General features: G+C 69.8%; 9 protein-coding genes. 4 read left to right on the top strand and 5 right to left on the bottom strand.

Features of this window, described 5'->3' with window-relative positions; genetic code table 11:
• Positions 1-90: 90 nt before the first annotated feature.
• Together ACWFRB_RS25565 and ACWFRB_RS25560 are read left to right on the top strand one after the other, a co-directional pair.
• Entirely contained in the window at positions 91-1,806 is a 1,716-nt protein-coding gene (locus ACWFRB_RS25565) for an Ig-like domain repeat protein (RefSeq protein ID WP_452644019.1), read from the top strand.
• 146 nt (positions 1,807-1,952) lie between these two features.
• Positions 1,953-2,297 (top strand): WhiB family transcriptional regulator, encoded by a 345-nt coding sequence (locus ACWFRB_RS25560; RefSeq protein WP_452644018.1) that lies wholly within the window; start codon positions 1,953-1,955, stop codon positions 2,295-2,297.
• Positions 2,298-2,348: 51 nt separating this feature from the next.
• Here the strand turns inward: ACWFRB_RS25560 and ACWFRB_RS25555 are convergent, their stop codons facing one another.
• The 5 genes from ACWFRB_RS25555 to ACWFRB_RS25535 are packed head-to-tail and all read right to left on the bottom strand — an operon-like array spanning position 2,349 to position 8,760.
• Positions 2,349-4,007: a dipeptide ABC transporter ATP-binding protein gene (locus ACWFRB_RS25555; RefSeq protein ID WP_452644017.1), complete on the bottom strand. Its 1,659-nt coding sequence runs from the start codon at positions 4,005-4,007 to the stop codon at positions 2,349-2,351.
• 27 nt (positions 4,008-4,034) lie between these two features.
• Positions 4,035-4,916: an ABC transporter permease gene (locus ACWFRB_RS25550; protein ID WP_452644016.1), complete on the bottom strand. Its 882-nt coding sequence runs from the start codon at positions 4,914-4,916 to the stop codon at positions 4,035-4,037.
• Positions 4,913-5,872: an ABC transporter permease gene (locus ACWFRB_RS25545; protein ID WP_452644015.1), complete on the bottom strand. Its 960-nt coding sequence runs from the start codon at positions 5,870-5,872 to the stop codon at positions 4,913-4,915. The genes ACWFRB_RS25550 and ACWFRB_RS25545 overlap by 4 nt, the downstream gene beginning before the upstream one ends.
• A gap of 27 nt (positions 5,873-5,899) precedes the next feature.
• Positions 5,900-7,504 (bottom strand): ABC transporter substrate-binding protein, encoded by a 1,605-nt coding sequence (locus ACWFRB_RS25540; protein WP_452644014.1) that lies wholly within the window; start codon positions 7,502-7,504, stop codon positions 5,900-5,902.
• Positions 7,501-8,760: an ROK family protein gene (locus ACWFRB_RS25535; protein WP_452644020.1), complete on the bottom strand. Its 1,260-nt coding sequence runs from the start codon at positions 8,758-8,760 to the stop codon at positions 7,501-7,503. The genes ACWFRB_RS25540 and ACWFRB_RS25535 overlap by 4 nt, the downstream gene beginning before the upstream one ends.
• Before the next feature lie 447 nt (positions 8,761-9,207).
• Between ACWFRB_RS25535 and ACWFRB_RS25530 the strand changes: the two genes are divergently transcribed.
• Positions 9,208-10,149, top strand: coding sequence for a TauD/TfdA dioxygenase family protein (locus ACWFRB_RS25530; RefSeq protein ID WP_452644013.1), 942 nt, complete (start codon positions 9,208-9,210; stop codon positions 10,147-10,149).
• Complete coding sequence (locus tag ACWFRB_RS25525) at positions 10,149-12,464, top strand: arylsulfatase (RefSeq protein ID WP_452644012.1); 2,316 nt, start codon at positions 10,149-10,151, stop codon at positions 12,462-12,464. The genes ACWFRB_RS25530 and ACWFRB_RS25525 overlap by 1 nt, the downstream gene beginning before the upstream one ends.
• The last annotated feature ends 50 nt before the right edge of the window (positions 12,465-12,514 follow it).

The following is a 12,514-nucleotide window of genomic DNA, read 5'->3' as shown; positions in this document are numbered from 1 at the left end:
ACACCGGGCTCCGGCGCACCCCTGCCGCGCCGGAGCCCGGTTCCACAACCCGCGGCGACGCTGATGGCCGCACCAAGTGAAGGAACCCTCATGGCACATCGAGCAACCACACGCACCGTCGCCGCAGGCGCCGCAACCGCACTCGCGCTCGGCGCACTGACCCTCTTCGGCACCAGCGTCGCCGCCGCCGCCCCCGCGACAGTCGACTGGTCGAGCGGCTACACCCACCTCACCCGCACCGTCAGCAACGCCACCCCCGCCCCCGGCGAAACCATCACCATCACCACCAAATTCGAACGAAACGACTCCACCAACGAAAAACTCAACTGGGTCAAGGACCACCACCCCACCTGCCTGACCTACGTCCCCGGCTCAGCCAAGATCACCGACACCGCCGGCGTCCACCCCGTCGAGCCCTACCTCCAGATCACGCCCGACTTCATCGCCGGCGACTTCAACGCCACCAGCTACCAGGTGATCGTCAAGCAGACCCAACCCGCCACCCTCAGCACCCAGTACACCGTCGGCGCCAACTGCACCCTCGGCACCGCAATGACCAGCGGCATGAGCTACCTCGGCAACCTCGGCGGCAACACCTACACCACCCAGGGCCCCTCCATCACCGCCACCAAAGCCACCACCACCACCACCCTCAACCCGGTCACCGGAGCCAAGGTCGGCACCGCCACCACCCTCACCGCCACCGTCACCGGCGCCGCCACCGGCAACACCGTCGAGTTCTACGACGGCACCACCAAGATCGGCCAAAACACCGTGGGCGCCAACGGCACCGGCACCTACCAGTGGACCCCCACCACCGCAGGCCAGCACACCCTCACCGCCAAATTCCCCACCACCAACACCGCCAACGCCTCCCAGTCCACCCCGCAGACCACCACCGTCACCCCGGCCGACGTCGCCTCCACCACCACCCTCACCCCGGTCACCGGAGCGAAGGAAGGCACCGCCACCACCCTGACGGCCACCGTCAACCCCGCAGCAGCGGGCGGCACCATCGAATTCAAGGACGGCAACGACGTCCTCGGCACCGCACAGGTCGGCGCCAACGGCGAAGCCACCCACCAGTGGACCCCCACCGCCGCAGGCAACCGCACCATCACCGCCACCTTCTCCGGCCACGACAACATCCTCGGATCCACCACCACCGCACAGGTCGCCGTGGCCGTCGCCGACGTCGCCTCCACCACCACCCTCGCTCCCGTGACCGGGGCGAAGGAAGGCACCGCCACCACCCTCACCGCCACCGTCAACCCCGCGGGCGCGGGCGGCACCATCGAATTCAAGGACGGCACCGACGTCCTCGGCACCGCACAGGTCGGCGCCAACGGCGAAGCCACCCACCAGTGGACCCCCACCGCCGCAGGCAACCGCACCATCACCGCCACCTTCTCCGGCCACGACAACATCCTCGGATCCACCACCACCCAACAGGTTTCGGTGACCGCAGCCAACAGCAACTCCACCGTGACCCTCAACCCGGTCACCGGAGCCAAGGTCGGCACCGCGATCACGCTGACTGCGACGGTCAACCCCGCAGCAGCGGGCGGCACCATCACCTTCAAGGACGGCACCACCGTCCTCGGTACCGGGCAGGTCGGCAACGACGGCAAGGCCACCTACCAGTGGACCCCCACCGCCGCCGGCCAGCGCACCATCACCGCCGACTTCTCCGGCCACGGCACCACCAACGCCTCCACCACCCACACCACCGTCACCGTCGCACCCAGCGGCGGCAACGGCAGCAGCACGGGGAGCCTCGGCTCCCTCTTCGGCTCCAGCAACTAGCGCTGGACAAAGCGGGGGTCTGTTCGCGGCGACACCGGACGTGAACAGACCCCCGCCCCGCCCAGCGGCACCGGCTCCGCGACACCCGTTTCACCGGGAGCCGGCCCGCCGCACCTTCGTTCATACCCAGTGAAGAGCGTCTCGAAATGATCAACACACTTCGCCACACCCACCAGGCCGCCTACGACGCACCCGAGAACTGGAGCGCCAGCGCGCTGTGCCGCACCATCCCCGACCCCGACCGGATGTTCATCCGGGGCTCGGCGCAGCAACGAAAGGCCGCCGCGCTCTGCCGGCACTGCCCTGTCGTCCAGCAGTGCGGCGCCGAAGCGCTGGACAACCGGGTCGAGTCCGGAATCTGGGGCGGCATGACCGAGATCGAACGCCGCAACCTGCTCATGCTCCATCCCCACATCCGCTCCTGGGCCGCCTTCATCGCACTCGCGCACGGCAGCACTCGGTCCCGAACCATCTTCGACGCCCTGGCCTGAGGCCGGTCCACCGAACGCCGTGACCACCGGGCTCAGGCCGTGGCCGACCGGTCACCCGACCGCGACCAGCCCTGCCTCGGGCCGCTCGCCGCGCCGCCGCCGCTGCTCGACGGGATCCGGGACTGGGACGGCGGCGAGCAGGCCGCGGGTGTACTGGTCGCCCGGGTTCCCGAACACCGCTGCGGTGTCACCGATCTCGACCAGCTCGCCGCCGCGGAGCACGGCGACCCGGTCCGCCACCCGGTTCACCACCGCGAGGTCGTGGCTGATGAAGAGGCAGGCGAACCGGAACTCCTCGCGCAGGTCGGCGAACAGGTCGAGAATCTCCGCCTGCACGGACACGTCGAGGGCACTGGTCGGCTCGTCGGCGACCAGCAACCGCGGCGCCAGCACCAGGGCCCTCGCGAGCGCCACCCGCTGTCGCTGCCCGCCGGACAGTTCGGCAGGCCGCCGGTCCGCGAAGGAGCGCGACAGTCGCACGGCTTCGAGCAGATCGCCCACCCGGGCGCGCAGCAGGGCGCCGGACGCCGCTCGATGCACCACCAGTGGCTCCGCGACGGAATCCCCGATGCTCCGGCGCGGGTCCAGCGACGCCGCCGGGTCCTGGTGCACCAGCGCCATCCCCTTCCGCAGGCCGCGGAGTTCCCTGCGCGACACCGTGCCGAGATCCGTCCCGTCGAACACGACCGACCCCGAGGCCGCCCGCACCACACCGAGCGCCGCGCGTCCCAGCGTCGTCTTGCCGGAACCCGATTCCCCGACCAGCCCGAGCACCTCGCCCGCGCCGACATCGAAGCCCACACCGCGCAGGGCGTGGAACTCCTTGTTACCCAGCCTCGCCGGATACACCACGTCCAGTTCACGCACCACCAGGACCGGCTCGGCGGGCGCGACAGGTGCCGAGCCGACCGAGCCCGCGGTGTCCCCGAGCCGCGGTACCGCCGTGAGCAGCTGCTTGGTGTACTTCTCCCCCGGCGCCGAGAACAGCTCGTGCACGGCGCGCTCCTCGACCAGTTCGCCGCGACGCATCACCGCCACCCGGTCCGCGATGTCCGCGACCACCCCCATGTTGTGGGTGATGAGCAGGATCGCCGCACCCCGCTCGGTCCGCAGGCCACGCAGCAGGTCGAGGATCTCCGCCTGCACCGTTACGTCCAGCGCAGTCGTCGGCTCGTCCGCGATCAGGAGGTCGGGGTCCCCGGACAGCGCCAGGGCGATCACGACCCGCTGCTTCTGCCCGCCGGACAGCTGATGCGGATACCAGTCCACCCGCCGTTCCGGATCCGGGATCTCCACCAGGCGCAGCAGTTCGACGGCCCGCGCCCTGGCTTCCGCCCTGCCGATCTTCGCGTGCGCACGCAGGGCCTGCGCGATCTGCCAACCCACCTTCTGTACCGGGTTCAGCGCGGTCTGCGGCTCCTGGAACACCATCGCCGCCCTGGTCCCGCGCAGCCGGGCGAGGGTCTCCTCCCCTGCCCCGACCACCTGGTCGCCGCCGAGCCGGATCGACCCGCTCGCCTGGGCGGCGTCGGGCAGCAGCCCCAGCACCGCCTTCGCGGTCATCGACTTCCCGGAACCGGATTCGCCTACCAGCGCGAGGATCTCACCGCGGTCGACGGTCAGGTTCAGCCCAACCACCACCGGGTCGCCGGTCGCGCCGAAACGGATGCTCAGGTCCTCGATCTCGAGGATCGGGTCTGTCTTGGTCATCGTCTACTCCTGAGATGTCGTGACGCATCAGGCCCGGCGCGCGGATCCGAGCGCCTGGGCGATGAGCAGGAACCCGAGCACCAGCGCCGCCACCACCACAAGCGGGCCGATGGCGAAGGCCGGATTGGCGTCGAGGTTGGGGACGGCGTCGGCGATGATCGAACCGAGCGAGGGTTCGGGCGGCCGGACGCCGATGCCGATGAAGCTCATCGCGGACTCCACGAACACCGCCACCGACATGGACAGCGCCAGCTGCACGGCCAGCGGCTCCAGCGCGTTCGGCAGCACGTGGGTGCGCAACACCCACCACCGACCGGCCCCGATGACCTGCGCCGACTCGACGTACGGCAGCTCCCGGATCCGCAGCACCTGGGTGCGGATCATCCGGCCGAAAATCGGGATCTCCGCGACCACGATCACCACCATCACCGTCACCGCGCCGGGACCGACGATCGCGGCGAGCGCGATCGCCAGGATCAGCGCGGGGAACGCGAGGACCACGTCGAAGGCGCGCTGGGCGATCACGTCGGTCACCGGGTGCAGGCTCGACGCCAGACCCAGCAGTGCTCCGACCACGGCCCCGATCGGCACCGAGATCGCGATGATCTCGAGGTTGATCCGGATCCCGTGCAACACCCGGGAATAGACGTCCCGATTCACCTGGTCGGTGCCGAACCAGTGCTCGGCACCGGGCCCGAGGAGGTTCGCCCCCGCGATCTGCTCGTTCGGGCCGAAGGGTGCGATCCAGTGGGCCAGCAGTCCCGCCGTCGCCACCGCGACCACCAGCACCAGGCCCAGCAGTCCCTGCCCGTGGGTGAGCGCGGCCAGCGCGGGGTGTCTGTGCGCGGGGTCCGGCGCGGGCAGGGACCTGTCGGCGACCGCGGGGTCCTCGATGTGGGTGACGCTCATGAGGTTCCCCCGATCCGGATCCGCGGATCCAGGTACGCGTGCACGATGTCGGTGGCGAGCTGGACGAGTACGAACACCGAGACCGAGAGCAGCAGCAGCACCTGGACCACCGGGTAGTCGCGGCGGCTGATGCCCTGCTCGATGAGCTGCCCGATCCCTGGCCAGGCGAAGATCGCCTCGACCAGCACCGCCCCGCCGAGCAGGTGCCCGGTCTGCAGACCCAGCGCTGTCACCATGGTGGGCAGCGCGTTGCGCAGCGCGCTGCGGGTCACGAGATTCCACCGCGAGACGCCCAGTGCCCGCGCGGTCAGCACGTACGGCTCACCCAACTCGGTGCGCAACGACTCGGTGAGAAACCGGGTCAGAGCGGCGGCCACCGGCAGGGCCAGGCACACGGCCGGCAAGATCAGGTACTGCGCCGAGATGTCGGGTCTGACCCAGAACCCCTGCGGCGGAACCCCACCGGAGGGGAGCACCGGAACGAGCACCGCGAACACCAGGACCAGCAGCACGCCGCTGACGAAGGGCGGCAACGCAACGGCGAGGGTGTTGAACCCGGCGACCACGCTGGTCAGCCATCGCTTCGGCCAGACAACGGCCGCGACGCTGAGGACCAGGCTGACCAGCACCGCGAGCACCAGCGCGGTCACCGCGAGCACGACGGTGTTGACCAGACCGGAGAGGACCAGATCGGAGATCTGTCCCTTGATCACGTACGACCGGCCCAGGTCGAAGGTCAGCACCGAGCCGATCCAGGACACGTACTGGGCCGGGATCGACCGGTCCAGCCCGAGCGAATGCCTGATCGCGGCAATGGATTCTGCGGAGGCATCCGGTCCGGCCAGGCTGCTCGCCGGATCACCGGGGACCAGCCGCAGCACGAAGAAGATCAGCAGTGAGGCCAGCAGCAACACCGCAACGGCCGACGGCAGCCGGCGTGCGAGGTATCGCACCATGACGCGAGCTCCTCTCGGTCGGGGCCGTCAGGCCAGATAGGTGTCCGTGTAGACGACCTCGGAACGCTTGGTCCAGTCGATGCCGTGGACCTTCTGGGCCGCGGCGAGCTGGTTGAGCACCACGCCGATCTCCACCAGGAACAGCCCGTCCAGCAGTTGGTCGCTCACGGCCCGGTACCGGTCCTTCGCCTCCGCGCCGGTGCCGTCCGGGACCCGCCACGCGGCGCCCGCGGCGTCGACGTAGGCCGGGTTCTCGTAGTGCGAGGAGTTCTTGAGCGCGTTGAACGGGTAGGCACTGACGGTGAGCGTGGACGGGACGTACTGGGCCCACGAATGGAACGTCACCCACAGGGCCGGGATGGTGCCACCGATCAGCGCCTTGACGAACGTCGCGCGCTCCTGCGGGTCGAGCTCGACCGGGATGCCGATCTCGGCGAGGTTCGCCTGCACGATCTGCGCGGTCGCCTCGAAGAAGGGGTTCCCGGCCAGGTAGGTCAGGGGCAGGGACGGGACCGCCACCCCGGACTCGGCCAGGATCGCCCGCGCCTTGGCCGCGTCCCGGGTGAAGGTCTTGTTCTTCGCCTCGTCGTAGGCGGGCGAGCTCTTGGGCCACGGCAGGTTCACCGGGTAGCCCGAGCCGCGGAACACCTCCGAGATCACCCGGTCCCGGTCCAGCGCGTGCGCGATCGCCTGCCGCACCCGGACATCGGCGAGCGCCGGGTGGGTGACGTTTGCGCCCAGGTACACCTGCAGCTCGGCTCCCTCCAGCGACACTGCCTGGAATCCCGCTGTCTTGCCGAGGGTTTCGATGTCGCGGTAGTTCAGTTCGCTCGCCACCGCGACCTGGCCGGACTTGAGCGAGCTGAGCAGCGCCTGCGAGTCGGGGATCACCGAAACCTCCACCCGGTCCAGGAACGGGCGGTCCGGGATCCAGTAGTGCTCGTTGCGCTCGAACACCAGCGCACTGTTGGGCGTGCGCGAGACCAGCTTGAACGGCCCCGTGCCGACGAAGGCATCACCGGTGGCGAGCTTGTCGATGGATTCGCTGTCGAGGATCGGCACGGTGTCGAGCAGGTCGAAGATGTTCCCGAGCGGATGCGCGAGGGTCAGCACCAGGCGGTGCGGGTCGCTGGTGTCGAACGCCGTGATCGCGGCCGCGGTGCTGCGCAGCTGAGCGGTCCACTTGGGGTCCGCGTAGGTGCGGAGGGAGAACTCGGCGTCCTTCGAGGTGAACGGGCGCCCGCTGTGAAAGGTGACGTCGTCGCGCAGATCCAGGGTCAGCGACAGCCCGTCTGCGGCGAGCTGCCACGACTTCGCCAGCCGCGGTTGCGGCTCCACCTTGTCGTGCGGATAGCGGACGAGGGTGTCGTACGCCAGCCCGATCACCGTGGTGGCCCCGCTGGTGTTGGTCAGGAACGCCGCGGGGACCACGTCCGCGGTGATGCCCGTCTTGAGGGTGCCGCCGCGCACCGGTGTGCCGGATGCACCGGTGGCGGCCCCCGCCCGCTGCTCGTCGACCGCGGAGGAGCACGCCCCGAGCAGACCGGTCCCGAAGATGGCGGCGGCGGTCAGGCCCGCGCCGCGGAAGAAGGTGCGACGGTCGACGGACGACCGGATGACGGAGGAGCTCACTGGGAGAAGACCCTTCGGATGGAGGTGAGTGGATCGGAGTAGAGGGTGCTGAGCGAGACCACGCTCGCGGCGAACTCCTGGACGCGGTTGCCGAAACCGGTGATCCGGATGTCCTTGCGGGCCAAACTCGACGTGCGCGCGAATGCCTCGGCGACGTGCGGGATCCCTGCGGGGTACTCGGTGAAGGCCTGCCCGCCGAGAATCACCCGGTCCGGGTTGAACAGGTCACGCAGCATCGCAACGGTGCGGCCGAGCACCCGGGCACGCTCGACCAGGAGCTCGTGCGCCGCAATGGATCCCGCGGCCGCTGCCCGGTAGACGGCGGCGATGGCCGGCCGTTCGTCGGTCTCGGTCAGGATGCCGGCCTCCTTGGCCGCTGCGATCGTGGCGCGGTCGCTGACCGTGGCCTCGAGGCAGCCCCGCGCACCGCAGGAGCAGAGCGCCGAGGAACCGGTGGACAGGTGCACGATCGAGCCGGGCCCGGACGAGGGCGTGTGCACCCGGCCGTCGATGGTGACGGCGACCCCCGCCGTCTCGCGGGCGTAGAAGTAGAGGCTGGTCCCTTCCGTTCCGCTGTCGCCCGGGCGCTGCGGGGCGAGCAGCAGCTCCGACGCCGCCATCGCCTCGACGTGCGCGGCGACCGAGACCGGCAGCCCCAGCCCCTCGCCGATGATCGAGCCGACGGGGGCGCCCAGCCAGCCGAGTCTCGGGTGGTCGACCCGGCCCGACGTCGCGTCCACCCGACCGCCGAGCGCCACCCCAACCCACAGGGGCCTGCGTCGATGCCATCTCGAGGCCAAAAGCTTTGCACTACGAGCGATCTGGGACAGCGCCTGGTCCTGCGGGATGGCCGGTGTCGGGATCTCGACTGCGCCGAGGACCTTTCCCCTGAGGTCGCTGGCCACGATCCCGGTGACCACGGCACCGATGTGGATACCGATGGTGAGGTAGGGCTCGTGGTTGACCTCGAACGGGACCCGGGGTCGGCCCACCGCACCGGACGCGGTGAGATCCGCCCGTTCACGCAGCAGACCCTCGGCCAGCAGCGCCGAGACCTGACGGTTCACCGTGGCGGTGGACAGCCCGGTGGTCTTGGCCGCGATGTCACGGGCGATCGGCCCACGGGCGCAGGCCACCCGGAACACCGCGGCGGCAGGGGTGTCGGCCACCCGCAGTTCCGGCGGGACGATCTGGGCACGAGTGGGAGGACGGACGATCGGCCGGGTGAGGGCGGCCGCGGACGACAGAGTGGTGATGGACACGCGAATTCCTTGCGCTTCGTCCCTGACGGGACAGACCTACACGGCGTGGGCGAGCGCTGACCTGGGAAAACGACGTGACATCAGCCGCCGGAACGCCCACAGGGGCGCCCGGAGGTCAGGGATGTCGACGTACGAGGAAGTGGCAGCGCGGACTAGCGACAGATACCGCGGGGGGAACAACAGAGTTCCCGCGCCAGGGGCAGGCGTGAACCCAGTGCGGCGGTCACATAGGTGACCCGCAACGGGTGAGGCCTGCCGGAGTTCATGGCGTCAAGCTAACACCCCGCCGAATTCTCCACCAACCGAGGGGAAATACCCGCCACGGCGACGATCCGGACGCCGGTTGCGATCAGCATGACGGAAACCCTTGGCCACCACAGTCATCGCTGGTTGCCTGACACACGTACCGCAGCGAGCCCGACACACTACGAAAGGCTTTTCATGTCAATCGATTTCGAAACCCGGACCACTGCGACGGGAGCCTCCGTCGCGAAGCTCGGCGCCCACATCGGCGCCCGTGTCGATGGCGTCACCCTCGGTGGCGACCTCGATCCGGCGACCGTCTCACTGATCCGTCAGGCCCTGCTCGAGCACAAGGTGATCTTCTTCCGCGGCCAGCAGCACCTCGACGAGGACTCCCAGTACGCATTCGCCCAGCTGCTCGGCGAGCCGACCACCGCGCACCCCACCGTCACCTCCCGCGGTGAGCGGGTCCTGCCGATCGACTCCGAGTACGGCAGCGCCAGCAGCTGGCACACCGACGTCACCTTCGTCGACCGCATCCCGAAGGCCTCGATCCTGCGGGCCGAGGTGCTGCCCACCTACGGGGGCTCGACAACCTGGGCGTCCACCGTCGCCGCCTACGACACCCTGCCCGAACCGCTCAAGGCCCTGGTGGAGAACCTCTGGGCGACGCACACCAACCTCTTCGACTACGCCGCGAGCACCGCCGCGTCCGTCGACGACAAGGGCGAGGAGTACATCAAGGAGTTCCAGTCCACCTACTACGAGACCCAGCACCCGGTGGTGCGCGTGCACCCCGAGACCGGTGAGCGGTCACTGCTCCTCGGCCACTTCGTCAAGGGCTTCGTCGGCTTCGGCCCCGCCGAGTCGCAGGCGCTGTTCCAGCTGCTGCAGGCGCGCGTCACCAAGCTCGAGAACACCACCCGCTGGAACTGGGAGGACGGTGACGTCGCGATCTGGGACAACCGCGCCACCCAGCACTACGCCGTCGGCGACTACGACGGGCAGCGCCGTCGCCTCACCCGGATCACCCTCGCAGGCGACGTCCCGGTCAACACCCACGGCGAGCGCAGCCGCATCGTCACCGGCGACGCCTCGCACTACTCGACCATCGACCAGCCGGTGCGGGTCGCGAGCTGATGACCGTCCCGCCGCACGCCAGGGGCTACGAGGGGTTCGCAGGCCGGATCGGCCGGACCACCGACGACTCGACCCCGTCCTGGGCGCCCGTTCCCTCGGCCGCCCCGGGTTCACCGAACGTCGTCGTCGTGTTGATCGACGACATGGGCTACAGCGACATCGGGCCCTTCGGCTCCGAGATCGACACGCCCAACCTCGATCGCCTCGCCGCCTCGGGCGTGCGGCTGACGAACTACCACACCACCCCGCTGTGCTCACCGTCGCGCGCGGCGCTGCTCACCGGGCTCAATCCGCACCGAGCCGGCTACGGCTTCGTCGCCAACGCCGATCCCGGTTACCCGGGTCTGCGCCTCGAACTCGCCGACGACGTGCTCACGTTGCCCGAGATCCTGCGGGCGGGCGGCTACGCCACCTACGCCGTCGGCAAGTGGCACCTGGTGCGCGACGCCAACATGCGCCCCGGCGCGAATCGCGACTCCTGGCCGACGCAACGCGGATTCGACCGCTACTACGGGTCCCTGGAGGGCCTCAATTCCTTCTACTATCCCAACCAGCTGGTCTCGGACAATTCCGCCGTCGACGTGGACGAGTACCCCGAGAACTATTACCTCACTGACGATCTGACGAACAAGGCCATCGGATACCTCAAGGACCTTCGCGCCCACGACGCCGACAAGCCGTTCTTTCTCTACTTCGCGCACGTGGCCATGCACGGACCACTCCAGGCCAAGCCGGCGGACGTCGCGAAGTACCGCGGCCGCTATGCCGAGGGCTGGGATGCGCTCCGCGAGAGACGCTTCGAGGCGCAACTCGCGCAGGGGCTGTTCCCGCCGGGGACCGAGCAGGCGCAGCGCAATTCCGAGGCCGGATTCGATGTGCCCGAATGGGACTCGTTGACCCCGGAGCAGAAGCGACGCTTCGCCCGCTACATGGAGGTGTACGCGGGCATGGTCGACAGCGTCGACCAGAGCATCGGACGGATCCTCGACACCATCGAGGAGCTCGGTGAACTCGACAACACCATCGTCGTGTTCACCTCCGACAACGGCGGCACCGCGGAGGGCGGGCCGGAGGGCACCCGATCGTACTTCTCCCAGTTCGCGCACGTCACGGACCCGGACTGGGTGGGCGACGTGCCGCACGACGAGGACCTGATCGGCACCGCGAAGCTCGGCGTGCACTACCCGCGGGGGTGGGGTCAGGCGTCGAACACCCCGTTCCGCTTCTACAAGGGGCAGTCCTTCGCCGGCGGCGTCCGCGTGCCGTTCGTCTTGTCATGGCCGGACGGACTGCGAAAGCAGGACGGCGACAACGGCATCCGTGAACAGTTCGCCTACGTCACCGACCTCGCGCCGACCCTGCTCGGACTCGTCGGCATCGACCCCCCGACCGTGCGGGGCGGACTGCCCGCCAAGGAGTTCGACGGGGTGGACGCCTCCGGAGTGCTCCGCGACGGGGCCGTCGCGTCCTCGCACACCGAGCAGTACACCGAGATGACCGGCAACCGCGGCTATTACCGCGACGGCTGGAAACTGCTCGCCCTGCACCCCGGCCCCGACGTGGATGCCCCGCGCTGGCAGCTGTTCGACGTTCGGACCGACCCAACCGAACTGCACGACCTGGCGGACCGGTTTCCGGAGAAGGTCGACGAGTTGGCGGCGACATGGGACGAGGCGGCATGGGCGAACACGGTGTTCCCCTTGCTGAGCGGCGGTGCACTGGCCGTCCGCAGGCCCGCGGAGCAGGCGCTGTCGCGGCCGGTCCGGATCCTGGCGGGCACCCCGCCCCTGGAACGCTATCGGTCCTCGAAGCTGATCGCCTTCCGCGACTTCGAGATCGCCGCCGAGTTGGGCGGATCCGGGTTCACGTCGGGCGACGAGGGCGTGCTGGTGGCGCACGGCGACCCACAGGGCGGCTACCTGCTGTACATCGAGGAGGGGCACCTGGTGTTCGGGCTGAACAGCTACGGCCGGTACGCCTCCGTCGACGCCGGTCCTGTGCCGGTGGGCGCCCGCCGGATCGAGGTCTCCACGACGGTCGCCCCGCGGCTCCGCTGGGACTTCACCATCCGGGTCGACGGCACCCCCGCCGGGGAGCTGCTCGGGCAGGTGCAGCTGGTCGGCATGGCCCCCTGGACCGGCATCTCGGTCGGGGTGGACGCCCGCGGCCCGGTGTCATGGGATCTGCGCGAACGACGCGGCCCGTTCCGGTACACCGGCGCACTGCGTGCGGTCACCTACACACCGGGCCCCGTCCAGGTGCCGGGCGCCGCCATCGCGCGGATCGAACGCGAGGCCGAGTACGCCGCCGATTAGGCGGCTCCGCCGCCCGTGCGCGGTTGACGAGTGTAGGGACCCGTCAACCG

It is taken from the genome of Rhodococcus sp. NPDC055112 (assembly GCF_053607505.1).
The sequence above is the reverse complement of the archived record's forward strand: the minus strand, read 5'-3'. Positions and strand labels throughout refer to the sequence as shown.

Coding starts and splice junctions, on each gene's coding strand:
- ACWFRB_RS25530 (WP_452644013.1), top strand. CDS start 9,208: ATGTCAATCGATTTCGAAACCCGGACCACTGCGACGGGAGCCTCCGTC.
- ACWFRB_RS25555 (WP_452644017.1), bottom strand. CDS start 4,007: ATGACCAAGACAGACCCGATCCTCGAGATCGAGGACCTGAGCATCCGT.
- ACWFRB_RS25545 (WP_452644015.1), bottom strand. CDS start 5,872: ATGGTGCGATACCTCGCACGCCGGCTGCCGTCGGCCGTTGCGGTGTTG.
- ACWFRB_RS25525 (WP_452644012.1), top strand. CDS start 10,149: ATGACCGTCCCGCCGCACGCCAGGGGCTACGAGGGGTTCGCAGGCCGG.
- ACWFRB_RS25565 (WP_452644019.1), top strand. CDS start 91: ATGGCACATCGAGCAACCACACGCACCGTCGCCGCAGGCGCCGCAACC.
- ACWFRB_RS25550 (WP_452644016.1), bottom strand. CDS start 4,916: ATGAGCGTCACCCACATCGAGGACCCCGCGGTCGCCGACAGGTCCCTG.
- ACWFRB_RS25560 (WP_452644018.1), top strand. CDS start 1,953: ATGATCAACACACTTCGCCACACCCACCAGGCCGCCTACGACGCACCC.